The organism is Pseudomonas sp. Marseille-Q7302 (assembly GCF_965111925.1).
In genome coordinates this window covers 2,478,625-2,504,319 of record NZ_CBCOPK010000001.1, presented here as the reverse complement: position 1 = coordinate 2,504,319, position 25,695 = coordinate 2,478,625, and the positions used below count along the sequence as shown (strand labels likewise).

The 25,695-nt window shown below is 63.2% G+C and carries 25 protein-coding genes; 17 read left to right on the top strand and 8 right to left on the bottom strand.

Annotation, left to right across the window (positions count from 1 at the left end; all coding sequences use genetic code 11):
• Window positions 1–38: 38 nt before the first annotated feature.
• Window positions 39–1,067, bottom strand: coding sequence for an RNA methyltransferase (locus ACWPW1_RS11770; RefSeq protein ID WP_454252994.1), 1,029 nt, complete (start codon window positions 1,065–1,067; stop codon window positions 39–41).
• An 85-nt stretch (window positions 1,068–1,152) separates the two neighbouring features.
• Here ACWPW1_RS11770 and ACWPW1_RS11765 point away from each other — a divergent pair, with 85 nt between their 5' ends.
• The gene (locus ACWPW1_RS11765; RefSeq protein ID WP_007158402.1) at window positions 1,153–1,455 is read left to right on the top strand and encodes a DUF1883 domain-containing protein; all 303 of its coding nucleotides are present in this window, start codon (window positions 1,153–1,155) and stop codon (window positions 1,453–1,455) included.
• Between the two features lie 36 nt (window positions 1,456–1,491).
• On the opposite strand, the gene ACWPW1_RS11760 is transcribed toward ACWPW1_RS11765, so the two are convergent.
• Together ACWPW1_RS11760 and metH are read right to left on the bottom strand one after the other, a co-directional pair.
• Window positions 1,492–2,619 carry a PQQ-dependent sugar dehydrogenase gene (locus tag ACWPW1_RS11760; protein WP_454252993.1) on the bottom strand — a complete coding sequence of 376 codons (1,128 nt, stop codon included), beginning with the start codon at window positions 2,617–2,619 and terminating at the stop codon, window positions 1,492–1,494.
• A 93-nt stretch (window positions 2,620–2,712) separates the two neighbouring features.
• A complete protein-coding gene (gene metH / locus ACWPW1_RS11755; RefSeq protein ID WP_454252992.1) occupies window positions 2,713–6,429 on the bottom strand; it encodes a methionine synthase in 3,717 nt (1,238 codons plus the stop codon).
• A 226-nt stretch (window positions 6,430–6,655) separates the two neighbouring features.
• On the opposite strand from metH, the gene ACWPW1_RS11750 reads away from it, so the two are divergent.
• The 3 genes from ACWPW1_RS11750 to nfuA all read left to right on the top strand — a co-directional run bounded on the left by ACWPW1_RS11750 (window position 6,656) and on the right by nfuA (window position 9,291).
• Window positions 6,656–7,657 carry a response regulator gene (locus tag ACWPW1_RS11750; protein ID WP_156428952.1) on the top strand — a complete coding sequence of 334 codons (1,002 nt, stop codon included), beginning with the start codon at window positions 6,656–6,658 and terminating at the stop codon, window positions 7,655–7,657.
• 2 nt (window positions 7,658–7,659) lie between these two features.
• Window positions 7,660–8,625 carry a sensor domain-containing diguanylate cyclase gene (locus ACWPW1_RS11745; protein WP_059314921.1) on the top strand — a complete coding sequence of 322 codons (966 nt, stop codon included), beginning with the start codon at window positions 7,660–7,662 and terminating at the stop codon, window positions 8,623–8,625.
• 81 nt (window positions 8,626–8,706) lie between these two features.
• A complete protein-coding gene (gene nfuA / locus ACWPW1_RS11740; RefSeq protein ID WP_059314920.1) occupies window positions 8,707–9,291 on the top strand; it encodes a Fe-S biogenesis protein NfuA in 585 nt (194 codons plus the stop codon).
• A gap of 61 nt (window positions 9,292–9,352) precedes the next feature.
• On the opposite strand, the gene ACWPW1_RS11735 is transcribed toward nfuA, so the two are convergent.
• Window positions 9,353–9,763 carry a PA2817 family protein gene (locus ACWPW1_RS11735; protein WP_454252991.1) on the bottom strand — a complete coding sequence of 137 codons (411 nt, stop codon included), beginning with the start codon at window positions 9,761–9,763 and terminating at the stop codon, window positions 9,353–9,355.
• A 141-nt stretch (window positions 9,764–9,904) separates the two neighbouring features.
• Here ACWPW1_RS11735 and ACWPW1_RS11730 point away from each other — a divergent pair, with 141 nt between their 5' ends.
• From ACWPW1_RS11730 to queF, 3 genes are read left to right on the top strand one after another with little or no spacing between them, the layout of a single operon-like run.
• A complete protein-coding gene (locus ACWPW1_RS11730; RefSeq protein ID WP_059314918.1) occupies window positions 9,905–10,837 on the top strand; it encodes an ABC transporter ATP-binding protein in 933 nt (310 codons plus the stop codon).
• On the top strand, window positions 10,834–11,613 hold the full coding sequence (locus ACWPW1_RS11725; RefSeq protein WP_017640581.1) for an ABC transporter permease: 780 nt from the start codon (window positions 10,834–10,836) through the stop codon (window positions 11,611–11,613). The genes ACWPW1_RS11730 and ACWPW1_RS11725 overlap by 4 nt, the downstream gene beginning before the upstream one ends.
• A 13-nt stretch (window positions 11,614–11,626) precedes the next feature.
• Window positions 11,627–12,454: an NADPH-dependent 7-cyano-7-deazaguanine reductase QueF gene (gene queF, locus ACWPW1_RS11720; protein WP_454252990.1), complete on the top strand. Its 828-nt coding sequence runs from the start codon at window positions 11,627–11,629 to the stop codon at window positions 12,452–12,454.
• On the opposite strand, the gene ACWPW1_RS11715 is transcribed toward queF, so the two are convergent.
• Window positions 12,455–12,724, bottom strand: a complete 270-nt coding sequence (locus ACWPW1_RS11715) for a DUF4404 family protein (protein ID WP_007158392.1) — start codon at window positions 12,722–12,724, stop codon at window positions 12,455–12,457.
• A gap of 219 nt (window positions 12,725–12,943) precedes the next feature.
• Here ACWPW1_RS11715 and ACWPW1_RS11710 point away from each other — a divergent pair, with 219 nt between their 5' ends.
• Entirely contained in the window at window positions 12,944–13,570 is a 627-nt protein-coding gene (locus tag ACWPW1_RS11710; protein ID WP_454252989.1) for an MlaA family lipoprotein, read from the top strand.
• Window positions 13,571–13,627: 57 nt separating this feature from the next.
• Here the strand turns inward: ACWPW1_RS11710 and ACWPW1_RS11705 are convergent, their stop codons facing one another.
• Entirely contained in the window at window positions 13,628–13,927 is a 300-nt protein-coding gene (locus tag ACWPW1_RS11705) for a PilZ domain-containing protein (protein WP_313648365.1), read from the bottom strand.
• 204 nt (window positions 13,928–14,131) lie between these two features.
• Between ACWPW1_RS11705 and rssB the strand changes: the two genes are divergently transcribed.
• A complete protein-coding gene (gene rssB / locus ACWPW1_RS11700; RefSeq protein ID WP_454252988.1) occupies window positions 14,132–15,316 on the top strand; it encodes a two-component system response regulator RssB in 1,185 nt (394 codons plus the stop codon).
• Window positions 15,313–15,795, top strand: coding sequence for an anti-sigma factor antagonist RssC (gene rssC, locus ACWPW1_RS11695; RefSeq protein WP_059314913.1), 483 nt, complete (start codon window positions 15,313–15,315; stop codon window positions 15,793–15,795). Before rssB ends, rssC begins: the two co-directional genes overlap by 4 nt.
• 12 nt (window positions 15,796–15,807) lie before the next feature.
• On the opposite strand, the gene tal is transcribed toward rssC, so the two are convergent.
• Both tal and dusA read right to left on the bottom strand, forming a co-directional pair.
• Window positions 15,808–16,734 (bottom strand): transaldolase, encoded by a 927-nt coding sequence (tal, locus tag ACWPW1_RS11690; protein WP_454252987.1) that lies wholly within the window; start codon window positions 16,732–16,734, stop codon window positions 15,808–15,810.
• Window positions 16,735–16,781: 47 nt separating this feature from the next.
• On the bottom strand, window positions 16,782–17,792 hold the full coding sequence (gene dusA, locus ACWPW1_RS11685) for a tRNA dihydrouridine(20/20a) synthase DusA (RefSeq protein ID WP_454252986.1): 1,011 nt from the start codon (window positions 17,790–17,792) through the stop codon (window positions 16,782–16,784).
• A 677-nt stretch (window positions 17,793–18,469) separates the two neighbouring features.
• Between dusA and ACWPW1_RS11680 the strand changes: the two genes are divergently transcribed.
• The 7 genes from ACWPW1_RS11680 (at window position 18,470) to ACWPW1_RS11650 (ending at window position 25,637) form a co-directional block, all read left to right on the top strand.
• Window positions 18,470–20,011 (top strand): ABC transporter substrate-binding protein, encoded by a 1,542-nt coding sequence (locus tag ACWPW1_RS11680; RefSeq protein WP_454252985.1) that lies wholly within the window; start codon window positions 18,470–18,472, stop codon window positions 20,009–20,011.
• A complete protein-coding gene (locus ACWPW1_RS11675; RefSeq protein WP_454252984.1) occupies window positions 20,008–20,943 on the top strand; it encodes an ABC transporter permease in 936 nt (311 codons plus the stop codon). Before ACWPW1_RS11680 ends, ACWPW1_RS11675 begins: the two co-directional genes overlap by 4 nt.
• Window positions 20,940–21,761, top strand: coding sequence for an ABC transporter permease (locus tag ACWPW1_RS11670; protein WP_454252983.1), 822 nt, complete (start codon window positions 20,940–20,942; stop codon window positions 21,759–21,761). The genes ACWPW1_RS11675 and ACWPW1_RS11670 overlap by 4 nt, the downstream gene beginning before the upstream one ends.
• Window positions 21,758–23,224 (top strand): ABC transporter ATP-binding protein, encoded by a 1,467-nt coding sequence (locus ACWPW1_RS11665; protein WP_454252982.1) that lies wholly within the window; start codon window positions 21,758–21,760, stop codon window positions 23,222–23,224. The genes ACWPW1_RS11670 and ACWPW1_RS11665 overlap by 4 nt, the downstream gene beginning before the upstream one ends.
• 128 nt (window positions 23,225–23,352) lie before the next feature.
• Complete coding sequence (locus ACWPW1_RS11660; RefSeq protein WP_454252981.1) at window positions 23,353–24,705, top strand: OprD family porin; 1,353 nt, start codon at window positions 23,353–23,355, stop codon at window positions 24,703–24,705.
• 231 nt (window positions 24,706–24,936) lie between these two features.
• Window positions 24,937–25,149, top strand: a complete 213-nt coding sequence (locus ACWPW1_RS11655; RefSeq protein WP_059314876.1) for a hypothetical protein — start codon at window positions 24,937–24,939, stop codon at window positions 25,147–25,149.
• Window positions 25,150–25,253: 104 nt separating this feature from the next.
• Complete coding sequence (locus ACWPW1_RS11650; RefSeq protein WP_156428945.1) at window positions 25,254–25,637, top strand: response regulator; 384 nt, start codon at window positions 25,254–25,256, stop codon at window positions 25,635–25,637.
• The last annotated feature ends 58 nt before the right edge of the window (window positions 25,638–25,695 follow it).

The following is a 25,695-nucleotide window of genomic DNA, read 5'->3' as shown; positions in this document are numbered from 1 at the left end:
CCACACCTGATGGGCGGGGCCAGTCGCAGGACGATCGGTCAGGCGCTGACGCGTCTTGGCCGCAGCACCTCGGCCCGGGCCCGCAACTGGCCGCAACCGCCATCGACATCCTGGCCGGCGGAATTGCGCACCTTGGTGAGGAGGCCACGGCTGTGCAGGTAGCGCACGATCTGCACGATGCGCTCGCCATCGGGGCGCTGGTAGTCATCCACTTCCAGGCTGTTGTAGGGGATCAGATTGAGCACGCCGTATTTGCCCTTCATCAGGCGCAGCAGTTCGTCCATCTCTTCCTGACTGTCGTTGATGCCGGCGAGGAGCGTCCATTGGTACTGGATCGGATAGCCGATCAGTCGGGCATAGGCTTCACCCTGTTCGATCAGCTCGCCCGGTTCGTAGCGCGGCGCCTTGGGCAGCAGGTGGGCCCGGCGCTCGGCATTGGTACTGTGCAGCGACAGCGCCAGTGCCGGCCTGACCGCCTGCTGGGGCAGTCGCTCGAATACCCGTGGATCGCCGACAGTGGAAAACACCAGGTTGCGATGGCCGATACCGCCGGCGGTGCCCAGCAGGTCGATGGCTTCCAGCACGTTGTCCAGGTTGTGCGCAGGCTCGCCCATGCCCATGAAGACGACCTTCTTGACCGCCCTGATCCGTCGCGCCAGGGCGACCTGGGCGACGATCTCGGCACTGCCCACCTGGCGCAGCAGGCCGCTCTTGCCGGTCATGCAGAAGACGCAGCCCACTGCGCAGCCAACCTGGGACGACACACAGAGCCCGTCACGGGGCAACAGCACACTTTCCACCGCCTGACCGTCGCCCAGGGTCACCAGCATCCGTGCCGAACCGTCAGCGCCGGGATGTTCCGACGTGACCCGCGCCAGTCCTTCCAGGCGCTCGGTCAGCGCCGGGATGGCACGGCGCACCTCCAGCGGCAGGAAGTTTTCCGCCTGCTGGCGGCGAGTGCCGGTGTCCAGGGGCAGGCCCTGGCACCAGGCGCGCAGGATTCTGGCGCTGTGCTTGGGCTTGGCGCCGGCATCGGCGAGCAACTGGACGACATCGGGAATACGCATGGGAAAAGGGCAGTTCGAGGGCGGGCGGGGATAATAGGACAGGGCAGGGATGCTATCCTAGTCCTTTGCAAGACGAGGACCCGTCATGAAGTTCATCCACCAGCGCGAGCATCTCAACGAGGGCGACCTGGTCGTCATCCAGAGTTCGGGGGTGTGCAACATCCGCCTGATGAACGATGCGAATTTCCGCAGCTTCAAGAACGGCGGCCGCCACACCTATCATGGTGGCGCCTTCGATACCTTTCCGGCGCGCATCACCGTACCCAGCACCGGTTTCTGGAACATCACCCTGGATACCGTCACCAAGCGGCCGATCAGCGTGACCCGCAAGCCCGACATCAAGCACTCGATCAAGATCGTCCGCCGCTCGCCCTCCGAGCTGCGCTGAGGCAGCGGTCACCCTAACCTGGGGTGACCCTGACCGTCACTTCGGCTGCAGCTCCAGCAGCCGTGCATTGGCGCCGTCTTCCAGTACCCAGAGACTGCCGTTGGGGCCTTCCTCGACGTCACGAATGCGCCTGCCCATGGCATAGCGCTCCACTTCGCGTGCCTCTTCGCCCTTGAGCTCGACCCGCACCAGCGCCTTGGACGACAGCCCGCCGATGAAGGCATTGCCCTGCCAGGCCGGGAAGCGTTGGCCGCCATAGATCATCAATCCGGCAGGGGAGATCACCGGTGTCCAGGTCACCTTTGGCGGGATGAATTCCGGGCGGGTGGAATGATCCGGAATCGGCTTGCCGCCATAGTGGTCGCCGTTGGAGACCTCAGGGTAGCCGTAGTTGCCGCCGCGCTGGATCAGGTTGAGTTCGTCGCCACCCTGGGGGCCCATCTCCTGTTCCCACAGCCGACCCTGGGCATCGAAGGCGATACCCAGCGGATTGCGATGACCCAGCGACCAGACCTGGGCCGCCACGCCGCCTTGCTTGGCGAAGGGGTTGTCCGCGGGGACACTGCCATCGTCATTGAGGCGGATGAGCTTGCCCAGGTTGCCGGTCATGTCCTGGGCCGGCGTGAATTTCTGCCGTTCACCCGAAGTGATCCACAGCTTGCCGTCCGGGCCGAATCTCATGCGATGGCCGTAGTGACCGTTGCCACTGACCTTGGGCGTCTGCCGCCAGATCACCTCGAGATCGCCGAGCGACCCGCTGCCGTCTTCTTTCAAGGTCAGCTTGGCACGGGCTACGGCGGCACCCTGGGTACCGTCTTCACCGGCTTCGGCATAACTCAGGTAGATCAGCCCGTTGCTGGCGTATTGCGGATGCAGGATGACATCGCCCAGTCCGCCCTGGCCGGCGGCGACCACCTTGGGCACGCCGCTGATGTCCTGGGCCTTGCCGGTCTGCACATTCAGGTGCTTGAGCACACCGCCTTTCTCGGTGACCAGGGCAGTGCCATCCGGCAGGAAGGCGATGGCCCAGGGCGCGTCCAGGGTGGCCCTGGGCGTGGCCGTGAAGGGCCACTGATCCTGGGAGAGAGCCTGGGGCGCGGCATTGGCGTTCAGGGTGGCGAGACCGAGCAGGAGACTGCCGGCAGCTAGGGTGAGACCTTTCATGGGCACGCTGTCCTCGTCGGTGGAAGTCCCTACACCCTAGTAGGGACGCCAGCGAAAAGGGCCGCGTTTTTGTTACCTGAGGCGTCTGCCAGACTAGTTGTCGTAGCCCAGGTTCGGCGCCAACCACCGCTCCGTTACCGCCAGCTCCTGGCCCTTGCGCTCGGTGTAGCTGCCGACCTGATCCTTGTCGATCTTGCCCACGGCGAAGTACTGGGCTTCGGGATGGGCGAAGTACCAGCCGCTGACCGCTGCTGCCGGGAACATGGCGTAGTGCTCGGTGAGGAAGACGCCGCTACGGCCGGCCTCGTTGAAGCTCGCCTCGGGATCCAGCAGCTTGAAGAGGGTGGCCTTCTCGGTGTGATCGGGGCAGGCCGGGTAGCCAGGGGCAGGGCGGATGCCCTTGTACTGCTCGCGGATCAAGGCCTCGTTGTCCAGGGTCTCGTCCGCGGCATAGCCCCAGTGTTCCTTGCGCACCTGCTCGTGCAGCCACTCGGCGCAGGCCTCGGCGAGGCGGTCGGCCAGCGCTTTCACCATGATCGAGTTGTAGTCGTCGCCCTTGCGCTCGTAATCCTTGGCCAGCTCTTCGGCGCCGATGCCCGCGGTGACGATGAAGCCACCCATGTAGTCGGTGACGCCGCTCTCCTTGGGCGCGACGAAGTCGGCCAGAGAAAGGTTGGGCTTGCCCTGGGGCTTGATGGTCTGCTGGCGCAAGTGGTGCAGGGTGGCCAGGGGTTGGCCGTCTTCACCATAGACTTCCAGATCGTCGTCGCGCACCTGGTTGGCCGGCCAGAAGCCGAACACGGCGCGCGCCTTGATCAGCTTCTCGTCGATCAGCTTGCTGAGCATGGCCTGGGCGTCGTGGAACAGCGCAGTGGCCGCTTCGCCGACCACTTCATCGGTGAGGATGCGTGGGTACTTGCCGGCCAGGTCCCAGGAGATGAAGAAGGGGGTCCAGTCGATGTATTCGGCCAATACCGCCAGGTCGATGTCTTCCAGCACCCGGGCACCGGTAAAGGTCGGTTTGGGCGCCTTATAGCCGAGCCAGTTGAAGGCCGGCTTGTTGGCCACGGCCTTTTCGTAGGAGAGGCGTTCGGTGCGGGCGCTGCGGTTGGCGGTGCGCTCGCGGACCTCGACGTAGTCGGCGCGAGTGCGCTCGACGAAGCCTGCCTTGAGTTCCTTCGACAGCAGCTGGGTAGCCACGCCCACCGCGCGAGAGGCGTCGGTGACATAGACCACGGCATCGTTCTTGTACTGCGGCTCGATCTTGACCGCGGTATGGGCCTTGGAGGTGGTGGCGCCGCCGATCATCAAGGGCAGCGTGAAGCCCTGGCGCTGCATTTCCTTGGCGACATGGACCATCTCGTCCAGCGAAGGGGTGATCAGGCCGGAGAGACCAATGATGTCGCACTTCTCGGCGATGGCTGTCTGCAGGATCTTTTCCGCCGGGACCATGACACCCAGATCGACGATGTCGTAGCCGTTGCAACCCAGCACCACGCCGACGATGTTCTTGCCGATGTCGTGGACGTCGCCCTTGACCGTGGCCATGAGGATCTTGCCCTTTGCCTCGGGCTTGTCGCCTTTCTCCGCCTCGATGAAGGGGATCAGGTGGGCTACCGCCTGTTTCATCACCCGGGCGGACTTGACCACCTGGGGCAGGAACATCTTGCCCGAACCGAACAGGTCGCCGACCACGTTCATGCCGCTCATCAGCGGGCCTTCGATGACCTCGATAGGGCGCGCGCATTGCTGGCGGCACTCCTCGGTGTCCTCGACGATATAGGTGGTGATGCCCTTGACCAGCGCATGCTCCAGTCGCTTGCCCACCGGCAGGCCGCGCCATTCTTCGGTCTCGGCTTCCTTGACCGCGCCGCCGCCCCGGTAGTCGTCGGCGATGGCCAGCAGGGCGTCGGTGCCTGCCGGGGTACGGTTGAGCACCACGTCCTCGACCCGCTCGCGCAGGGCGGCTGGGATCTCATCGTAGATCTCCAACTGGCCGGCGTTGACGATGCCCATGGTCAGGCCGTTCTGGATGGCGTGGTAGAGGAAGACCGAGTGGATGGCCTCGCGCACCGGGTTGTTGCCGCGGAAGGAGAAGGAGACGTTGGACACGCCGCCGGAGGTGAGGGCGTAGGGCAGGTTGTCGCGGATATAGGCGCAGGCGTTGATGAAGTCGACGGCGTAGTTGTTGTGCTCTTCGATCCCGGTCGCCACCGCGAAGATGTTGGGGTCGAAGATGATGTCTTCCGGCGGGAAGCCTACCTGGTTGACCAGGATGTCGTAGGAGCGGGCGCAGATCTCGTTCTTGCGCGCCTCGGTGTCGGCCTGGCCGTCTTCGTCGAAGGCCATGACCACCACCGCAGCGCCATAGCGCTTGCATAGCTTGGCGTGGTGGATGAAGGCCTCGACGCCTTCCTTCATGGAGATGGAATTGACGATGCCCTTGCCCTGGATGCACTTGAGGCCCGCCTCGATCACCTCCCACTTGGAGGAGTCGATCATGATCGGCACGCGGGAGATGTCCGGCTCGGAAGCGATCAGGTTGAGGAAGGTGACCATGGCCGCCTTCGAATCCAGCATGCCCTCGTCCATGTTGATGTCGATGACCTGGGCGCCGGCCTCCACCTGTTGCTGGGCCACTTCCAGGGCCTCGGCATAGTTTTCTTCGCGGATCAGCCGGGCGAACTTGGCCGAGCCGGTGATGTTGGTGCGCTCGCCGACGTTGACGAACAGCGACTCGCGGCTGATGGTGAAAGGTTCCAGGCCCGAGAGGCGGCAGGCCTTGGGAATGTCCGGCAACTGGCGCGGCGCATGCCTGCCGACCGCCTCGGCGATAGCCTGGATATGCGCCGGGGTGGTGCCGCAGCAGCCGCCGACGATATTGAGCAGGCCGCTGGCGGCGAATTCCTCGACCACTGCGGCCATCTGCTCGGGGCTTTCGTCGTATTCACCGAAGGCGTTGGGCAGGCCGGCGTTGGGGTGGGCCGAGACGAACGTATCGGCCTTGGTTGCCAGTTCCTCGACGTAGGGCCGCAGTTCCTTGGCGCCCAGGGCGCAATTGAGGCCGACCGAAATCGGCTGGGCGTGGCGCACCGAGTTCCAGAAGGCTTCGGTGGTCTGGCCGGACAGGGTGCGGCCGGAGGCGTCGGTGATGGTGCCGGAGATCATGATCGGCAGCTCGATGCCGACCTCCTCGAACACCCCCTGGACGGCGAAGATCGCCGCCTTGGCATTCAGGGTATCGAAGATGGTCTCGATCAGGATGAGATCGGCGCCGCCTTCGATCAGGCCGCGGGTGGCCTCGGTGTAGTTCTCCACCAGTTCGTCGAAGGTGACGTTGCGATAGCCGGGGTTGTTGACGTCCGGGGAAATGGAGCAGGTACGGCTGGTGGGGCCGAGCACGCCGGCGACGAAGCGCGGACGCTCCGGTGTCTCCAGGGTCTTGGCATCGGCTACCTCACGGGCGACCCGGGCACCGGCCAGGTTCAGCTCATAGGTGATCTCTTCCATACCGTAATCGGCCTGGGAGACCCGAGTGGCATTGAAGGTGTTGGTTTCCAGGATGTCCGCACCGGCATCCAGGTAGGCCTTTTCGATCTCGGCGATGATCTTCGGCTGGGTCAGCAGCAGCAGGTCATTGTTGCCCTTGACGTCACTCGGCCAGTCGGCGAAGCGTTCGCCCCGGTAGTCCGCTTCCTCCAGCCGATAGCTCTGGATCATGGTACCCATGCCGCCGTCGAGGATGAGAATGCGCTGCGCGAGGGCTTGGCGAAGGGCGGCGAGGCGAGCGGTGCGATCGGTCATGGGCATTCCACACAGATGAAGAGGCAAAGGACAAAGGCCGGCAGCATAGCAAAAGCCAAGGGTGCTCCCGGCATTGGAAGGTCTCTAGGATGAGCAATGCTCATACAGGGTCAGCGGCTCTTTCATTGTCAGCGCCGTCGCGATCCGGCGTGGGCGCCGTGCAAACCGCTGAAGCGCTGCTTTACTGTCTGATGACCGACGTTTACTGTGCGTCAAAACTGCGTCATGGAAGGTGGCCGTGATTCCTCTGGTGATATGCGATGACTCGAACATGGCGCGCAAGCAGCTGGTTCGCTCCTTGCCGGAAGGCTGGGGAGTAGCCATCACCCAGGCCACCAATGGCGAAGAAGCCCTGGCGGCGCTGCGTCAGGGGCTGGGCCAGGTCATGCTGCTGGACCTGACCATGCCGATCCTGGATGGCTATGGTACGTTGGCTGCCATCCGCAACGAAGGCCTGGCCGTCAAGGTGATCGTGGTCTCCGGCGACGTCCAGGAACAGGCGCTGGCGCGGGTTCGCGAACTGGGTGCCCTAGACTTCATTCGCAAGCCCGCGGATCCCGGTGAATTGGCCGCGGTGCTCCAGCGGCATGGTCTCTACACCCCCAATCCCGCGGTTCCAGCGGAGCCGGTCGAGCGTCCCGAACTGCAGGTCAGTTTCCGCGATGCCTTCCGCGAGGTCGTGAACGTCTCCATGGGGCGCGCGGGTGCCCTGCTGGCCAAGGCGCTGGATGTCTTCGTGCAGCTGCCCATTCCGAACGTCAACATCCTGGAAGTCAGCGAGCTGCATATGACGCTGGTGGATGCGCAGCGCGAGGATAGGCTCAGTGCGGTGTGCCAGGGCTACATCGGCGAGGGTATCGCCGGCGAGGCGCTGCTGATCTTCCACGACTCCGAGTTCGATGACATGGCGCGCCTGGTGCGCTGGCGCGAGGCGGGCGAGTCCGGCGACATCGAGATGCTGCTGGATCTGTCGAGCATCATCATCGGTGCCTGCCTGGCCGGCATCGCCGAACAGTTCGACATCCGCTTCTCCCAAGGGCACCCCACCATCCTCGGTCATCACGCGTCCATCGACGAACTCATCGTCATCAACAAGACGCGCTGGAAGAAGACCCTGGCTGTCGAGCTCAGCTACAGCCTGGAAGGCCATAACGTCCACTTCGATCTGCTGCTGCTGTTCACCGAGGACTCGGTGAAGCGCATCACGCGCAAGATCGGCTACCTGATGAATTGAACATGGCCGCACAGATCGATATCAACGAACTCCATTGGCTGCTGGACATCGTGCAGAACATCGATGTCGGCGTCGTGGTGCTGGACCTCGACTACCGCATCGAGGTCTGGAACAGCTTCATGGAAAACCATTCCGGTCGAATTCTCAGCGAGGTCAGCCAGCAATCGCTGTTCGCGGTCTTCGCCGAAATCGACGAGGCCTGGTTTCGCGCCAAGGCTGAAAGCGTGGTCCTGCTCGGCACCCGGGCTTTCTCCATCTGGGAGCAGCGGCCTTACCTGGTGCACTTCAAGAGCTACCAGCCGATCACCGGCGTGGAGGCCTTCATGTACCAAAACGTGACGCTGCTGCCATTGCGTGACTCCACCGGCGCCATCGCCCATATCTGCGTGGTGATCTACGACGTCACCGATGTCGCCATCAACAAGCGGCAACTGGAGTTCTCCAACGACAAGCTGCAGGAGCTGTCGCGCACCGACCGCCTCACCGGCCTGGCCAATCGGGGCTACTGGGAAGAACGCCTTACGGAGGAGTTCGCCCGTCACCAGCGCTATGGCGGCCGCCTGGCGCTGATGATGCTCGACATCGATCACTTCAAGCGTATCAACGACACCTATGGCCATGCCGTCGGTGACCAGGCGATCAAGGCCCTGGCCGGGGTGATCAAGACCCACGTGCGCAACGCCGACATCGCCGGGCGCTACGGTGGCGAGGAATTCGGCGTGGTGCTGCTCGATACGGCGGTGGAGGGCGCCCGGCTGCTCGCCGAACGCCTGCGCGAGGCTGTGGAGGCCATGCGTCTCGACGTGCTGGGCACGCCCGTCGCCTTCACCATCAGCATCGGCATCACGGACCTGTCCGTGCCGTTGGGTAATCACGAACAGATGATCCAGCAGGCGGACAAGGCGCTCTATGAGTCCAAGCATGGCGGGCGCAATCGGGTGAGCAGCTTCGTTCAGCGGCTGGACTGAGACGATTATCCGACTGTTTCACTAGGGCTTTCGTCGAGGGGTGGGGTGGCGTAAACTTGTGGTACCTGTTGAGGAGTTACCATGAGCGCCATCACCATTACCGACGCGGCTCAGGATTACCTGGCTGATCTGTTGGAAAAGCAGAACACCCCTGGGATCGGTATCCGCATCTTCATTACCCAGCCTGGCACCCAGTACGCCGAGACCTGTATCGCCTACTGCAAGCCCGGTGAAGAGAAACCCGATGACCAGCCCATCGGGCTGAAGAGCTTTACCGCCTATATCGACGCCATCAGCCAGCCCTTCCTCGAAGACGCCCTGGTGGACTACGCCTCCGATCGCATGGGCGGCCAGCTGACCATCAAGGCGCCCAACGCCAAGGTGCCCATGGTCAACGAGGACAGCCCGCTCAACGAGCGTGTCGACTACTACCTGCAGACCGAGATCAATCCGGGGCTCGCCAGCCACGGCGGTATGGTCAGCCTGGTCGACATCGTCGATGACAATGTCGCGGTGCTTCGCTTTGGCGGTGGCTGCCAGGGGTGTGGCCAGGTCGACCTGACCCTCAAGGACGGCGTCGAACGCACCTTGCTGGAGCGTATCCCCGAGCTCACCGCCGTACGGGACGTGACCGACCATACCAACCGCGAAAACGCCTACTACTAGGTAGCCTGGCGGCCTTGCAGTCGTGAAGGGCTATCGAGCCGATCGATAGCCCTTCGACATTTCAGTGACGTGCTGCGTCTTCCGGCAGGGTCAGCAGGCGCTGTTCCTGCTCCCAGTCGAAGGCTTCACCGCTGGATTCCGCCTCGTGGCGACGCTCGTCCAGCCGCTGGTAGAGCGCCAGCTCTTCATCCGGCATGAAGTGCAGGCAATCGCCGCCAAAGAACCACAGCAGGTCGCGCGGTACCCGGTGGGCGATTTGTGGATAGCGGCTGAAGATCTGGCTGAGCAGATCCTGGCCAAGATAGGCGTACTCTTCGGGCGCCTGGGGCAGTCCGGCGACCAGCTCATCGAAGCGGTCGAGGAACAGCGCATGGTTCTCCGAGGGCACCTGCTCGGCTGCGCCGACGTCGGCCAAGACCGCACGCAGCTGGGCGAGGAGGGCGACGTGGTGGGCGAGATAGGAAGTGGCCATGGGTGTCTCCTGAAAAAGCGGCTGCGCAGTATAGGGGCACTGTCCGACGTTGTCTGGTTCGACTAGGATCGAACCTTTGCCCTCCGCCGGGGTTATAGGAAGTAGCACTTTCTTTACGAATCAGTTCTTGCCGGGAGGCACATGAGTCTAGCTCTCTCCATTCGTGGTCTGACCAAGACCTACAACAACGGCTTCACCGCCCTCAAGGGAATCGACCTGGATGTGGTCGAAGGTGATTTCTTCGCGCTGCTCGGTCCGAACGGGGCGGGCAAGTCGACCACCATCGGCATCCTCTCGACCCTGGTCAACAAGTCGGGTGGTGAGGTGTCCGTGTTCGGCAACGACCTGGACAAGGATCCCGCAGGCCTCAAGCGCTGCCTGGGCGTGGTGCCCCAGGAATTCAACTTCAATCAGTTCGAGAAGGCCTTCGACATCGTCGTCACCCAGGCCGGCTACTACGGCATTCCCGCGCGTATCGCCGGTGAACGCGCCGAGGAGTACCTCACCCAGCTTGGGCTGTGGGACAAGCGCGATACGCCCTCGCGCATGCTCTCCGGCGGTATGAAGCGTCGCCTGATGATCGCTCGCGCCCTGATCCACAAACCACGTCTGTTGATCCTCGACGAACCCACCGCCGGGGTCGACATCGAGCTGCGCCGCTCCATGTGGAGTTTCCTCACCGAGCTGAACAGGCAGGGGACCAGCATCATCCTCACCACTCACTACCTCGAAGAAGCCGAGCACCTCTGTCGCAACATCGCCATCATCGACCATGGCGAGCTGGTCGAGCACACCAGCATGCGCAAGCTCCTGCAGAAGCTCAACGTCGAGACCTTCATCGTCGACGTGGTCCAGCCGCTGACGGTGGCGCCGCAGCTGGAAGGCTATCCGGCCAAGCTGTTGGGCGATCACTCCTTCGAGGTGCAGATCGACAAGGCCAGCGGGGTCAATGCCCTGTTCCGTCAGCTGGACGCTGCCGGCATTCAGGTCCAGAGCCTGAGAAACAAAGCCAATCGCCTGGAGGAGCTGTTCGTCTCCCTGGTGGAAAAGAATCTAGCCAAGGTCGCCCGATGAGTACCGAATTCCAAGCCAACATGGTGGCGCTGCGGACCATCGTCCATCGCGAAGTGCGCCGTTTCACCCGCATCTGGGCGCAGACGCTGCTGCCCCCGGCGATCACCATGGTCCTGTACTTCGTGATCTTCGGGAACCTGATCGGCAACCGCATCGGTGGCATGGGTGGCTTCACCTACATGCAGTACATCGTGCCGGGTCTGATCATGATGTCGGTGATTACCAATGCCTACAGCAACGTGGTCTCCAGCTTCTTCAGCAGCAAGTTCCAGCGCTCCGTGGAAGAGCTGTTGGTCTCGCCGGTGTCGCCCCACGTGATCCTCATCGGTTATGCCATGGGTGGCATCCTGCGCGGCCTCGCCGTGGCGGCCATCGTCAGCCTGCTGTCGTTGTTCTTTACCAACATGCAGGTGCACCACCTGGGCATCATGTTGCTGGTGATCGTCCTTACTGCGGCGATCTTTGCCTTGGGCGGCTTCATCAACGCCGTCTACGCACGCAACTTCGACGACATCTCCATCGTACCGACCTTCGTGCTGACGCCCCTGACCTACCTGGGCGGGGTCTTCTATTCCATCGACCTGCTGCCGGCCTTCTGGCAGAAGGTGTCGCTGGTCAATCCGATCCTGCACATGGTCAACGCCTTCCGCTACGGCATCCTCGGAGTGTCCGACATCCGCATCGGGGTGGCGATCGCCTTCATGCTGTTCGCCGTAGTCGTGCTTTATCTGGTCAGCATCCGCCTGCTCGTGAGCGGGCGCGGCATGCGTCATTGAGTGTCTGAGCGTCATGCATAGCGTAGAACAATCGCCCCTGGGCAAAAGCACCGAGTACGTCAGCCAGTACGCGCCGACGCTGCTCTATCCGATCCCGCGCGCGCCCAAGTGGGCGGAGCTGGGCCTGGACGGGCAGCGCCTGCCGTTTCGCGGTGTGGATGTCTGGACCTGTTACGAGCTGTCCTGGCTGCTACCTTCCGGCAAGCCGGTGGTGGCCATCGCCGAATTCGCCATCCCGGCCGATTCGCCGAACATTATCGAATCCAAGTCGTTCAAGCTGTACCTCAACTCCCTGAACCAGTCGGTGTTCGCCAGCATGGCCGAACTGGAAGCCGTACTGGTCAGGGACCTGAGCGCAGCAGCTGGCGGTGCTGTGGGTGTCAGCCTGGTATCGCTGGATGCCTGGACGACCCGGGGTGTGCAGCGCCCGGGCGGCCAGTGCGTCGATGATCTGGATGTCAGCGTGGATCGCTACGCCCACCCGCAGGCGGAACTGCTGAGCGTGGGTGAAGCGCGCGATAGTCAAAGGTTTTACAGCCATCTGCTCAAATCGAATTGCCCGGTCACCGGACAGCCTGACTGGGGCACCGTGGTGGTGGAGTACGCAGAGGGGCTGGCGCTGGACCCGGCCAGCTTGCTGCGCTACCTGGTCGCCTTCCGCCAGCATGCGGACTTTCACGAACAGTGCGTCGAGCGCATCTACTTGGACCTGTGGCCGCTACTTAAGCCAGCGAAGCTGACGGTGTTCGCCCGCTATGTGCGGCGCGGCGGGCTGGACATCAATCCCTACCGAAGCAGTGACGCCGTCCAGCCCGCTGCCGAGCGCTACGTACGGCAGTGATCAGATGCCCATGCTGCTCAGGCTGTTCATGATCGAACGGAGCGTGCCGGCCATGGTGGGGTGACTGACCTCGAAACGCTCCACGGCCAGATTGACGCCTTCTACCAGGCTGCCATCCCGGGTATGGGTGGCGTCTTCGTTGGCCAGCTGGAATTCGATGTCCCTGATCAGCAGCTCCAGTTCTTCCCGATCCTCGGGCGAGGCGGGCGGATCCTGGTCCAGCTGGTGGCGGAGGTGGTCGAGCTGTTCCTGCAGATGAGAGGTGGTCATGGGGCGTTTCTCCTGTGTTCGGACTCTTTGACCGCAACGTTGGGTCAAAGATCGAGTGACAGCGTCTGGCCCTAAGCCAAAGTGGCAAAGCTATGACTATAATCGGCGCCTTTCAGGCGTCTGAGTGTAACGAGGAGAGAAGCGATGATGATCGAGCGACGTGGTTCCAGGGTCTGGGGAGCGCTCCTTGTAACGGCCTTGACGTTTGCCGGTCAGGCGATGGCGGCTGAAACCGAGAATCCCGATCCCTGGGAAGGTTTCAACCGTAAGATCTTCGTGTTCAATGATACCCTGGACACCTATGCCCTCAAGCCGGTCGCCCAGGGCTATCAGCGCTTTACTCCCGGCTTCGTGCAGACCGGCGTGAGCAACTTCTTCAACAACCTGGGTGACGTGCGCAACCTGGCCAACGACATGCTGCAGGGCAAGGTCGAGCACGCCGGGGTCGATACGGCGCGCCTGCTGATGAATACCACCCTGGGTGGTCTTGGCCTGGTAGACGTGGCGACCAAGGCCGGCTTGCAGCGCAACGACGAAGACTTCGGCCAGACCCTGGGCAAGTGGGGCGCTGGTAGCGGTCCTTATCTGGTCCTGCCGTTCTTCGGCCCCAGCAGCGTACGTGACGGCCTGGCCCGGGTACCGGATAGCTACACAAGTGCCTATCCCTATGTCGATGATGTGGCCGTGCGTAACAGCGCCTTCGCCCTCAGTACCGTCGATACCCGTGCCGGTCTACTGCAGGCCGAGCGCCTGATCACCGGCGACAAGTACGTGTTCATACGCAACGCCTATCTGCAGACCCGTGAATTCAAGGTCGAGGATGGTCACGTGGTCGACGACTTCTAGTCTCGGCCCTATAAAAAAAGGCAGCCCATGGGCTGCCTTTTTTTATAGTCGTTGCGCCTAGCGCATATCGAGCACGGACAGGCCCAGCAGCTGCTTGCCCGAATCGCTAGCCTGGACGCGCAGGACCTCGGCATCCGCTTCCAGTCCGGGGAGTTCGGCATGGCTGGAGGGGATCAGGACAGTCACCTTGTCACCGACTTGCAGGCTGGTGGCGGCCTCGATCTGGAAACCGGTGCTGGACAAATCGACGCAGCGCGCCTCGAAGGAGGCATCGCCCACCTTCAGTACGGCCTTGGAGTCGATGTGCATGCGAATGAAATCGCGCTTTTCACTGTAAGAGCGGTCAATGGTACTCATGGCAATCCTACTGCTTGGGAGGATGGATGGCGGTGTGCTGGAGGTATAAACTCATGAACGGCACCCTGTAAAGAAATTCCATCCGGTTGGCAAGCTTGAACGCCCCGGTGGATGGGAGTAGTGTCTCCGCCGTGTCGTAATCACCGTGGCCCGTGTCGGATCGTGTCCGCCGGTTTGCCGTTCGGGTGCATGCCTGGATCCTCTATGTCTAATTCGCCTGCCACGCTCTTGATCATTGACGATGACGAGGTGGTTCGCCTCAGTCTCGCCGACTATCTCGAAGACAGTGGCTTCAATGTCCTGCAGGCCAGCAATGGTCAGCAGGGCCTAGAGATGTTCGAGCGCGAACAGCCTGACCTCATCATCTGCGACCTGCGCATGCCGCAGGTCGACGGGCTGACGCTGCTGCGCCGCATCAGTGAGCTGTCCATCGATACGCCCGTGCTGGTGCTGTCCGGCGCCGGCGTCATGAGCGACGTCGTGGAAGCCCTGCGGCTGGGCGCGGCCGATTACCTGATCAAGCCGCTCGAAGACCTGATGGTGCTCGAGCACTCGGTCAATCGCGCCCTGGATCGTGCGCGCCTGCGACTGGAAAACGATCGCTATCGGGTCAAGCTGGAAAACACCAATCGCGAGCTGCAGGCCAGCCTGAGTCTGTTGCAGGAAGACCAGAACGCCGGGCGGCACGTGCAGATGAACATGCTGCCAGTGACGCCCTGGGAGACCGAGGGGCTGAACTTCGCCCACGAAATCATCCCCTCGCTCTATCTGTCCGGCGATTTCGTCGACTACTTTCGCATCGACGAACACCGGGTCGCCTTCTACCTGGCCGACGTTTCCGGTCATGGCGCCTCGTCGGCCTTCGTGACCGTGTTGCTCAAGTTCATGACCACGCGCCTGCTCTATGAGTCCAAGCGCAACGGCACGCTGCCCGAATTCAAGCCGTCGGATGTGCTCGGTCACATCAACAGGGGTCTACTGGATTGCAAATTGGGCAAGCACGTGACCATGCTGGGTGGCGTCATCGACGAAACCACGGGTACCCTGGCGTACAGCATCGGTGGCCATCTGCCTTTGCCTGTCCTGCACACGCCGGAAGAAACCCTCTTCCTGCTGGGCAAGGGGCTGCCGGTCGGCCTGTTCCAGGAGGCCACCTACAACGACCACCAGATGGCCTTGCCCGAGCGTTTCAGCCTGACCCTCTTTTCGGATGGCATCTTCGATCTGCTGCCGGGAGACAATTTGAAAGAGAAAGAACACATCTTGCCCGACTACGTCCGCCGTGCTGGCGGTACACTGGCAGGCCTTAGCGAAGCCCTGGATCTGGCATCCGTTACCGAGATGCCTGACGATATCGCTTTGCTGGTGTTGAGCAGGAACCTGGCATGAGCACCGGAAAAATCCAATTTGCCGAGCAGGACGGTACCTTCGTCCTGAAGTTTACCGGCGAGGTGCGTCTGACCCTCTGCTCGGCGTTGGACGCGACCATCGAGCACATCTTCTCGTCGTTGAATTTCTCGTCCATCGTCATCGATCTGACGGAGACGCAGAGCATCGACAGCACCACCCTGGGCCTACTGGCCAAGCTGTCGATCCTGTCGCGGCAGCGCATCGGGCTATTGCCCATGCTGACCACGAACAACCCGGACATCCTGCGGCTGCTGGATTCCATGGGCTTCGATCAGGTGTTCAATATCGTCGAAACCGTGGTGCCTTGCCCGGACTGCCTGACCGACCTGCCACCGCAGGATCAGTCAGAAGCCGAGGTGCGCAGTCGTGTGCTTGAAGCCCACCGGGTGTTGATGGGCCTCAATGAATCCAATCGCAACGCCTTTCGCGATCTGGTCAGTGCCCTCGAAAGGCACTGACCGCGTCGGCTCTTAGCGCTTGCCGGGTAGCAGCACTTCCAGCTTTTCCTGATCCCGCGCGAACTGGCGAATGCCTTCGGCCAGCTTTTCGGTGGCCATGGCGTCTTCGTTGTGTGCCCAGCGGAAGGCAGGTTCGTTCAGCTGCTGCTTGGGCTCACCACCACTGGTGCCGGTGGTCAGCACGCGGGGCAGATCGCCTTGGGCGTCCGACAGCTGCTGCAGTAGTTCGGGGCTGATGGTCAGGCGGTCGCAGCCGGCCAGCTGTTCGATCTGGTTCAGGTTGCGGAAGCTGGCACCCATCACCACGGTGTCGTAGCCATTGGCCTTGTAGTATTGGTAGATGCGGGTCACGGACTTCACGCCCGGATCTTCGGCGCCTTCGTAGTCACGGCCTTCGGCCTTCTTGTACCAGTCGTAGATGCGACCGACGAAGGGCGAAATCAGGAACACGCCGGCGTCGGCGCAGGCCGCGGCCTGGGCGAAGGAGAACAGCAGGGTCAGGTTGGTCTGGATACCTTCCTTCTCCAGTTGCTCGGCGGCGCGGATGCCTTCCCAGGTGGAGGCGATCTTGATCAGTACGCGGTCCTTGCCGATGCCGGCCTTCTCGTACAGCTCGATCAGACGATGGGCACGGTCCAGGGTGGCGCCGGTGTCGAACGACAGGCGTGCGTCCACCTCGGTGGAGATGCGCCCGGGGATCAGCTTGAGGATCTCGCCACCTACCGCCACGGCGAAGCGATCGCAGGCCAGGCCGATGTCGCCGTTAGCGCCACTGAAGGCAACCTGCAAGTGTTCTTCATAGCGGGGCAGGGAGGCAGCCTTGAGCAGCAGCGAGGGGTTGGTCGTGGCGTCGTAGGGCTTGAGACGGGCGATGGCGTCCAGATCGCCGGTATCGGCGACGACCGTGGTGTATTGCTTGAGTTGTTCCAGCTTGCTCATGGCAGGTCTTTCCTTCGGTTAGCGAATGGACATCGTGGAGACGTGACTCAGTGGCCTCTGAGAAGTTCAGTGGCCTCGTCATACAGGCGCAGCGGTTCAGGGCTGCGATGCAGGTCGGTGGACAGCAATTGGCGGAAGCGCCGCGCACCGGGAAACCCCTGCGCCAGACCCAGGACGTGGCGAGTGACGTGATGAATGACACCCCCCTGTTGCAGGTGCGTCTCGACATAGGGCCGCAGTTGCAGCATCACTTCATGACGGGTGAGTTGCGGACGATCGCAGCCGTAGAGCGCCGCATCCACCTCGGCCAGCAGATAGGGATTCTGATAGGCCTCGCGACCCAGCATCACCCCATTAAAGACCTCCAGCTGCTCCCGGCAGGTATCCAGGGTCTTGATGCCGCCATTGAGAATGAACTCGAGATCCGGAAAATCCTGCACCAGCTGCGCGGCCACGTCGTAGCGCAGCGGCGGAATCTCACGATTCTGCTTGGGCGACAGGCCCTCCAGGATGGCGATGCGCGCATGCACGGTAAAGCTGCAGCAACCGGCCTCCGCGACCTGGCCGACGAAGTCCCGCAGGGACTCGTAGCTGTCACGCCCGGAGATGCCGATGCGGTGTTTGACCGTCACCGGAATGGCCACGGCATCGCGCATCGCCTTGACGCTGTCGGCCACTCGCTCGGGATAGGCCATCAGGCAGGCGCCGATCATGTTGTTCTGCACGCGATCACTAGGGCAGCCAACGTTCAGGTTGATCTCGTCATAACCCGCCTGCTCACCCAGCCGCGCCGCGGCGGCCAGTTCAGCCGGCACGCTGCCACCCAGCTGCAGCGCCAGGGGATGCTCGGTCTCGTCATGGCGCAGAAACCGCTGGGCATCGCCATGCAGCAAGGCACCGGTAGTGACCATTTCGGTATAGAGCAGGGCGTGCTGGGACAGCAGGCGATGGAAATAACGGCAGTGACGGTCCGTCCAGTCCATCATGGGCGCCACGGAAAAGCGGCGGGACGGCTCAGGGCGCGTGGTTGCTGGGTTTGAGGCGGTTTCGGCAAGCATTGGGAGACTTCGTTTGTAGCAATGTGCTGCACCTGTGGGAGTGTCTTCCTGGCTCAGTGCTAAACCTAAGCACTCGGGAAAAACGTCTAGCACTCGGCAGCAGAAGAAAGGATGACACGGCGAGAAAGAGATAAGGGCGTGAATGACTATGCCCAGATCAGGCGGCGCCGCGAGAGGCCCACAGTCTATCAAGATTTCCCGGTCTCCGAGCGGACCCTGACTGCTTAGGCTTGAGGGGGACGCATGCGGAGCATGGGATGCGTGGGCTTAGCGCTGCAAATCTGTACACCCCTTGGCGGTTCGTGGGATAGGCCGATGCCAGCAACGACCGCGCCCTTGATGACGGCTATCTCACCAATGACACGCTAGTCGCCTGTCAGGAAGGCGCTTGGATGTAACACGCCATCTTCAGCACATGAACATACCGGCCTTTCTTCCTGCACGGGCCTCCAGCAGTGAATCGTCCAGGGCTACCAGAGCGCAGGTCCGCTGCTATTAGACGACGACAGCCAGATCTCCATCGTTTGATTTTAGCTAGCTGTTTCAAGATGTTGCCATCAAGGGATGTCTTTGGATTCCCGTGAAAACGTTATGATATAACGTGTGCCTTCATTGGCTTGGCCGATGCTCTGGCGTCAGCAGTGGGTATCGGCGTTATCGCTTTGCTAAGGACTGTCATGCTTTTATCCCGCACCTTCCGTACAGCCCTGACGGCTTCGGCCTTGGCGACCCTGGTCGCTTTCGTGCCCACGCTTTCCAATGCCCAGGACCGCGTCTTCGACGTGGTCGGCCCCTTCGAGATTGGCGGGCTGGATCCGTCCATCTCGGGCTTTGTCTTCCAGCGCATGCAGATCACCGAAACGCTGCTGGAAGCCGACGCCAAAGGTAAGCCGCTTCCCGGATTGGCAGAGCGCTGGACGGAATCGGCAGATGGCCTGACCTGGCGGCTCGCCATTCGCCAGGGGGTGAAATTCCATGACGGCAGCGACCTTACGGCGGAAGCCGCGGCCGCTGCGCTCAATGCGGCACGCGGCAAGCCCGGAGTACTCAAGCAGGCCGGCATGGAGTCGGTCACCGCGGAAGGCAATGAGGTAGTGATCCGCCTGGCGAAGCCCTTCAAACCGCTGCTGGCACTGTTGGCGCATTCCTCCACCAACATCCTGGCACCAGCGGCCTATGACGCCGAGGGCAAGGTGCAGAAGATCATCGGCACGGGACCGTACCAACTGACGCTGCTGGAGCCGCCGCAGCGCCTGGCCGCGGAGCGCTTCACGGGTTACTGGGGCGCCAAGCCGGAAATCGCCCGGACGACCTACCTGGCCGCCGGCCGGGGCGAGACGCGTACCCTGATGGCGGAGAGTGGCGATGCGGAGCTGGTATTCCAGCTCGATCCGCCGAGCATCGCCCGGCTCAAGCGCTCGAGCAGCCTCAAGGTGCTGATCGAGCCGGTCCCGCGGGTGGTGCTGCTGACCCCCAACTCCGGCGCTGGCGCCACTGCGCCGGTCGAGGTCCGCCAGGCGCTCAGTCTGGCCATCCAGCGCGAGGGAGTCGCTGCCGCCGTATTGCGAGCGCCGGGTACCGGGGCGACCCAGCTGTTCGCCAAGAACGTGCCTGCCTGGCACGACCCCGAGCTGGCGCCACTCGCCTACGATCCGGGCGCTTCGCGCACGCTACTGGCCGGGCAGGGGTGGGCACCTGGAGCCGATGGCATCCTGCAGAAGGACGGCAAGCCTCTCAAGCTCAAGCTGCTGACCTATTCCGATCGTCCTGAGCTGCCGTTGATCGCTACCGCGTTGCAGGCGCAGCTGCGGGAGGTTGGCGTGGATGTCGAGGTCGCGGTGCAGAACTCCAGCGCCATTCCGGCAGCCCACAATGACGGCTCACTGCAGCTGGCGCTCTATGGCCGCAACTTCGCCCTGGTGCCCGATCCTCTGGTCACCCTCTTAAATGATTTCAGCCACGGCGGCGCCGAATGGGGGCCGTTGGGTTGGAAGAATCCTGCCTTCGACCAGGCCTTGGCCGCGCTGCTGGCCAGCGATGATCCAGCCGAGCAACAGCGCCAGCGCTATGCCGCCATTGCCCAGGTGCAAAAGGACCTGCCGGTGATTCCCGTGGCCTGGTACCGCCAGACCATGGCTGTCTCCAATGCCGTCGAAGGCGCCGCCATCGATCCCTTCGAGCGCACCTTCGGCCTGAGCAAGATGCGGTGGACCCAATGACCCGATTGCTCGCCTTTCGCCTGCTGCAGGCGGGCCTGGTCGCCCTGGTGGTTGGAGGCCTTACCTTCCTGTTCATGAATCTGCTGCCGGGTGACGCCGCCTACCGCATCGCGGCCGGACGTTACGGCTACGACCTGGTGGATACCGCCGCCGCCGAGGCAGTGCGGGCCGAACTCAATCTCGATCAGCCGCTGCTCTGGCGCTTTTTTACCTGGATCGGCGATCTGCTGACCCTGGATCTCGGGCATTCGCTGGTGTCCGGTAAGCCGGTGATGGACGTCGTCGCCCATGAGCTAGGTAGCTCCATCCGACTGGCCATCGGCGCCGTCTGCCTGTCGCTACTGATCGGTCCGCCGCTGGGCGTGGTGGCGGGTCTGCGTCCGGGCAGTCTGCTGGATCGCGGCCTACTGGTGCTGACCACCGCCATCCGGGCGCTGCCGCAATTCGTTCTGGGCGTGATCTTCGTGCTGCTGTTCGCTATCTCCTGGAAGCTGTTTCCGGCGGCTGGGCACGGTACCTTCTGGCACAGCGTGTTGCCCACGTTGACCCTGGCTCTGGGCCTGGCGGCCGTGTCTTCCCGCGTTGCCCGGGACGCCACCGTGGAGGTGGCGGCATCCGCCTACTACAGCTTTGGCCGACTCAAGGGGCTGAGAGGCGCCAGCGTGTTCCTGCGCCATGGCCTGCGCAATATCGGGGTGCCGGTGGTGACCTACCTCGGGGTGCAGCTGGTGTATCTCATCGAGGGCGTGGTGGTGGTAGAGACGCTGTTCGCCTGGCCGGGCATCGGCCACGGCCTGGTCCATTCCATCGTCCAGCGCGACGTGCCCATGGTGCAGGGGACCGCCCTGGCGATGGGCCTGCTGTTCGTCGTCCTCAATACCCTCGTCGATCTAGCCAACCACCTGATCGATCCGCGCGGGAGAAACGCATGAATCTGGACGCTACCGCCGCCCTGGCGGCGCCACCGGTAAAATCCTCCGCCCGCTGGCTGGGCCTGAGCCTGCTGGGAGCCCTGGTCGCCTTCGCAGTGCTGACCCCGCTGCTCTGGCAAGGCGACATCGCCCGCCAGGACTATATGACGATCCTCGCGGCACCCAGCAGCGCCTATCCCTTCGGTACCGACCACCTGGGGCGCGACATGCTGGCCCGGTTGTCGGTGGCCATCCGCTTCTCCCTGGGACTGGCCTTCATCAGTGTCTGTACCGCTGCCATCCCCGGTGTGCTGTTAGGGATCCTCGCTGCCTGGAAGGGCGGTCTGGTCGACAAGCTGCTGGGCGGGCTGGCCGAGCTGTTCCTGGCCTTGCCGGGTCTGCTGCTGGTACTGCTGATCGTCGCGGTATTTCCCGGGTCTTTCGTCGCGCTCTATAGCGCCGTGGCCCTGGTGCTGTGGGTGGAATACTTCCGCATGACCCGCGCCCTGTCGCGCAGCGTGCTGGCCTCGCCGGCGGTGTCCGCCAGCCAGCTGCTGGGCTTCGGTCCCGTCTACATCGTGCGCCGTCACCTCTGGCCACAGCTGGCACCGGTGCTGCTGACCATCGCCGCCTTTGGCGCCGCCTCGACCATCATGGCCATTGCCGCTCTGGGCTTCGTCAGTATCGGCGTGCGGCCACCCACGGCGGAGCTGGGGCTGATGATTACCGAGTTGCTGCCCTATTACGCGGAGGCGCCTTACGTCATCGCCCTGCCGATCATCGCGATCTTTCTGACCGTGCTGTCGTTGATGCTCATCACTGGAGGACGCAAGCCATGACCTCGTCGCTCACGACCACGGCGCTGGAGATCCGCACGGCCGAGGCGCAGTTGGTGGCACCGCTGTCCATCAGCCTGGCACCGGGTCAGGTGCTGTCCATCATCGGTGAAACCGGCTCCGGCAAGAGTCTCTTCGCCCAGGGCGTCGTCGGCAATTTGCCGGCGGGGCTGCAGGCGCACGGGCAGGTCGGCTTGCCGGACGGCTTCAGCGAGGAGGGGCGTCAGTCCGGCCGCCGCCAGCATTGGGGCAGGGGGCTGGCGGTGCTGCCCCAGGAACCCTGGCTGAGCCTGGACCCAACCATGAAGGCGCTGTCCCAGGTGACCGAGACCTATACCCAGGTGGTCGGGCTCAAGACCGCGGAGGGCCGCCACAAGGCTACCGCGGATCTGGCGCGACTGGGCCTGGCCGGCGCCGAGCGCAAGTATCCCTTCCAGTTGTCCGGCGGCATGGCGCAACGCCTGGCCTTCGCCGCCACCCATGCCGGTGGCTCGCCGGTGCTGATCGCCGACGAGCCCACCAAGGGCCTGGATCGGGATCGTATCGATGAGGTCATCGACCTGCTCAAGGCCATGTTGGCCGATGGCGGCAGTCTGCTCATCATCACCCACGATCTTGAAGTGGCGCGCCGACTGGGCGGCGAGGTGATGATCATGCTCAAGGGGAGGGTGGTCGAGTCCGGTAGCGCTGAACAGGTCCTTGATCAGCCGCAGCACGCCTATACCCGCCAGTTGCTGGCCGCCGATCCTGCGCAGTGGCCCAGACGGGTGCCGCGACCGCTCACGGGCGATCCCGTGGTGGCGGTCGAGGGGCTGGCAGTCCAGCGCGGTGGTCGGCAGCTGTTCGAAGACCTCTCCTTCGCGGTCAGGCCAGGCGAGATTCTCGGAGTGACCGGACCATCCGGATGTGGCAAGTCGACCCTGGGCGACCTCATCCTGGGGCTTACCACTCCCAGCGCGGGCGAGATCCGGCGTCAGCCTGGTCTGAGCCGCTTCGCCTTCCAGAAGCTGCACCAGGATCCGGTCGCCGCCTTTGCGCCTTCGGTGACCCTTCGCCAGCTGCTGGCGGATCTGGTTCAGCTGCACCGGCTGGACGCCTCCAGAATCGGCCGACTGATGCAGCGCCTGCGCCTCGACGAAGGCTTGCTGGATCGACTGCCCGGCAACATCTCGGGTGGCGAGCTGCAGCGTTTTTCCCTGCTGCGCGTACTGCTGCTCGATCCGGTGCTGATCTTTGCCGACGAACCCAGCTCGCGGCTGGATCTCATCACCCAGAAGGAGATGATCGAGCTGCTGGCCGAGACTGCCGAAGCCTTCGGGACGGCCATCCTGCTGGTCAGTCACGACGAAGACCTCGTGGACGCCGTGTCGGACCGGCGCCTGCATCTGGCCGGCGGCACGAGGCCGCTGCAGGAGCCGGCACCTGTAGCAGGACGGGGCAGCCGATTGGCTGAGTCCCTGACCTGACGTAACGGCCCGCGCTGGGGAGGGCGGGCCTCACCCACCGGACGTCGCCACCGCCGCGGAAGGAATCCGCTGCTTTCGCGCGCGCGCCTTTCACATAACCAGATCGCCAACAGTATCCAGAGGACTTCATGGAACTCTCGCTTTATCGGAAAGGAACATCCCCTCGCGCTCACGGGCTGAAGGGGCGCAGTCTGGCCGCACCTCTCGCGCTCGGCGTGCTGGGTAGCTGCGTACTACTCCTGAATGGGCAGGACGCCAGGGCTGACGGCTTCTTGGACGACAGCAAGCTCACGCTGACCCTGCGCAACTATTACTTCGGCAGTGATCGCCGCAACGGGCGTGCTGACCAGAAGGACTGGACCCAGGGCTTCCTGTTGGACTACCAGTCCGGCTTCACCCAGGGCACCGTTGGCCTGGGTGTCGATGCCTTCGGCTATCTGGGCATGAAGCTAGATGCCGGTCCTGGGCGGCGGGGTACCGGCAACCTGCCAATCCATGCCGGCAACGAGCCGGCAGACGAATACTCCCGGGCCGGCGCGGCAGCCAAGCTGCGGCTGGGGCAGACGGTTGTTCGCTATGGCCAGCAACTGCCCACAGCGCCGGTGTTCGCCATCAGCACCAGCCGCCTGGTGCCCCAGAGTGCCACCGGCTGGAGCCTCTTGAGCACCGATATCCCCGACCTGACCCTGGAAGCCGGGCATTTCACCTCGGGTACCGATCAGGTCAGTACCAACAGGGACGGCGATCTTTGGGCGGGCTATGCCCGCCGCCGCGCCGATCACGTCGACTTCGCCGGTGGCAAGTACAGGCTGGCCGAGGGCGTCAGTCTGTCGCTCTATGCGGCCCAGCTCGATGACATCTGGAACCAGTATTACGGCAACTTCAATCTGGTACGGCCACTGTCCGCCACCCAATCCCTGACCTTCGACGGCAACCTCTATCGCACCCGGGATACCGGCGCCGCCAATGCTGGCCCTATCGACAATACGTCATACAGCCTGGCTGCTGCTTACAGCCACGGCCCCCAGACCTTCACCCTCGGCTGGCAGCGGATCGATGGCGATACGCCGTTCGACTACATCGGCATGGGTGACAACGGCCGTACCGGCGGTGGTCTGTTCCTGGGCAACGCTTCGATGTTTTCCGACTTCAACGCACCCGGAGAGCGCTCCTGGCAGGCGCGCTACGACCTCAACTTCAAGACGCTGGGCGTGCCGGGTCTCAGTCTCATGACCCGCTATATCAAGGGTACTGACATCGATGGCAGCCACCTGCCCATGGGTAGCGCCTACCGAGGGATGTACGGAGCCGATGACCAGGAGCGCGAGCTGAATTTGGAAGGACGCTATGTCGTGCAGGCCGGTCCGGCCAAGGGACTGTCCATCAGGGTGCGCCAGGCCTGGCACCGCGGCTCGCTCTCCACCGGTGGTTCGGTGGATCAGCTGCGGGTGATCGTCGACTATCCGTTGCGACTGCTCTGACGCTCTGCCGGTACGGCTGGCACGATTGTGGCGGTGGGTCTGGTGTGGATGTTCCAAGCCAGGCCTGGCGCCAGCCGGTTGAGCGCGAGCAGGTGAGAGGGCGCTAACGCCCTGCAGAAATGAGCGGCGCTCTTGGGGTTCGCATCCGGTTACAGCCCTCGCATGCAGAGGTGGAGAACGAATCGGCGCTTGGCCTGCCTAAACAGTGTCCAATCAAACCGGAGTCCTACCATGAACGCAAAGAAAACCGCCGCCTTGATGTTTGCTGGTCTGATCGCCGTCAGTGGCGCTGCCTTCGCAGCCGAGAGCGCGGGTAACCCGCCGAAGGCCAACAGTGCTGGTATGGGTACCCCGGCTGGTCAGAAGACCGGTGAAGGCGCTGGCGCCGCCACCGGTGCTGGCAAGACCACCATCAACGAGCAAGGCCAGAAAAAACAGCAGTAAGGCAAGGGGCTGCCGGTACGCTCGGCGGCCCTTACCTTTCGATAGTTTGAACTTTATCGGCCCTTTCTGTCGAAGGGAGCCGAACGTTTGCGTACAGGGGTTAGATGGTGAGTGGGGAAACTGGCAAGGTCGTCCTGGTGGTCGAGGATGAGCCGCAGATTTTGATGATCCTTGCGGACTATCTTTCCGAACTGGGTTACACCGTCTTGCAGGCCCCGTCTTCGCTGGAAGCCTTTCGTATCCTCGCGGGCAGGCCACATCTCGATCTCCTCATCACCGATTTTCGTCTGCCCGATGACGTTTCCGGCGTGATGATCGCCGAGCCGGCACTCAAGCTGCGCCCCGACCTCAAGGTCCTCTTCATCAGCGGCTATCCGGCCGAAATCATCGACACTGGCTCCCCCCTGCTGGGCAAGGTTCCCCTGCTGACCAAGCCGTTCTCCCTCGAACGTCTTCACCTGCAGGTGCAGAAGCTGCTCGGCGCCTGATCGACACCCCCCACACAGATCGTTTTCCCGCCAGGACAGTCTATTGATCAGGCGCGAC

What these genes read in the sequence shown, in the direction of transcription:
- dusA (WP_454252986.1), bottom strand. Translation starts at nt 17,792, where the DNA reads ATGCTTGCCGAAACCGCCTCAAACCCAGCAACCACGCGCCCTGAGCCG.
- tal (WP_454252987.1), bottom strand. Translation starts at nt 16,734, where the DNA reads ATGAGCAAGCTGGAACAACTCAAGCAATACACCACGGTCGTCGCCGAT.
- ACWPW1_RS11715 (WP_007158392.1), bottom strand. Translation starts at nt 12,724, where the DNA reads ATGACCACCTCTCATCTGCAGGAACAGCTCGACCACCTCCGCCACCAG.
- ACWPW1_RS11760 (WP_454252993.1), bottom strand. Translation starts at nt 2,619, where the DNA reads ATGAAAGGTCTCACCCTAGCTGCCGGCAGTCTCCTGCTCGGTCTCGCC.
- ACWPW1_RS11705 (WP_313648365.1), bottom strand. Translation starts at nt 13,927, where the DNA reads ATGAGTACCATTGACCGCTCTTACAGTGAAAAGCGCGATTTCATTCGC.
- ACWPW1_RS11675 (WP_454252984.1), top strand. Translation starts at nt 20,008, where the DNA reads ATGACCCGATTGCTCGCCTTTCGCCTGCTGCAGGCGGGCCTGGTCGCC.
- ACWPW1_RS11725 (WP_017640581.1), top strand. Translation starts at nt 10,834, where the DNA reads ATGAGTACCGAATTCCAAGCCAACATGGTGGCGCTGCGGACCATCGTC.
- ACWPW1_RS11660 (WP_454252981.1), top strand. Translation starts at nt 23,353, where the DNA reads ATGGAACTCTCGCTTTATCGGAAAGGAACATCCCCTCGCGCTCACGGG.
- queF (WP_454252990.1), top strand. Translation starts at nt 11,627, where the DNA reads ATGCATAGCGTAGAACAATCGCCCCTGGGCAAAAGCACCGAGTACGTC.
- ACWPW1_RS11680 (WP_454252985.1), top strand. Translation starts at nt 18,470, where the DNA reads ATGCTTTTATCCCGCACCTTCCGTACAGCCCTGACGGCTTCGGCCTTG.
- ACWPW1_RS11735 (WP_454252991.1), bottom strand. Translation starts at nt 9,763, where the DNA reads ATGGCCACTTCCTATCTCGCCCACCACGTCGCCCTCCTCGCCCAGCTG.
- ACWPW1_RS11665 (WP_454252982.1), top strand. Translation starts at nt 21,758, where the DNA reads ATGACCTCGTCGCTCACGACCACGGCGCTGGAGATCCGCACGGCCGAG.
- ACWPW1_RS11745 (WP_059314921.1), top strand. Translation starts at nt 7,660, where the DNA reads ATGGCCGCACAGATCGATATCAACGAACTCCATTGGCTGCTGGACATC.
- ACWPW1_RS11770 (WP_454252994.1), bottom strand. Translation starts at nt 1,067, where the DNA reads ATGCGTATTCCCGATGTCGTCCAGTTGCTCGCCGATGCCGGCGCCAAG.
- metH (WP_454252992.1), bottom strand. Translation starts at nt 6,429, where the DNA reads ATGCCCATGACCGATCGCACCGCTCGCCTCGCCGCCCTTCGCCAAGCC.
- ACWPW1_RS11650 (WP_156428945.1), top strand. Translation starts at nt 25,254, where the DNA reads ATGGTGAGTGGGGAAACTGGCAAGGTCGTCCTGGTGGTCGAGGATGAG.
- ACWPW1_RS11655 (WP_059314876.1), top strand. Translation starts at nt 24,937, where the DNA reads ATGAACGCAAAGAAAACCGCCGCCTTGATGTTTGCTGGTCTGATCGCC.
- ACWPW1_RS11670 (WP_454252983.1), top strand. Translation starts at nt 20,940, where the DNA reads ATGAATCTGGACGCTACCGCCGCCCTGGCGGCGCCACCGGTAAAATCC.
- ACWPW1_RS11765 (WP_007158402.1), top strand. Translation starts at nt 1,153, where the DNA reads ATGAAGTTCATCCACCAGCGCGAGCATCTCAACGAGGGCGACCTGGTC.
- ACWPW1_RS11730 (WP_059314918.1), top strand. Translation starts at nt 9,905, where the DNA reads ATGAGTCTAGCTCTCTCCATTCGTGGTCTGACCAAGACCTACAACAAC.
- rssC (WP_059314913.1), top strand. Translation starts at nt 15,313, where the DNA reads ATGAGCACCGGAAAAATCCAATTTGCCGAGCAGGACGGTACCTTCGTC.
- rssB (WP_454252988.1), top strand. Translation starts at nt 14,132, where the DNA reads ATGTCTAATTCGCCTGCCACGCTCTTGATCATTGACGATGACGAGGTG.
- ACWPW1_RS11710 (WP_454252989.1), top strand. Translation starts at nt 12,944, where the DNA reads ATGGCGGCTGAAACCGAGAATCCCGATCCCTGGGAAGGTTTCAACCGT.
- nfuA (WP_059314920.1), top strand. Translation starts at nt 8,707, where the DNA reads ATGAGCGCCATCACCATTACCGACGCGGCTCAGGATTACCTGGCTGAT.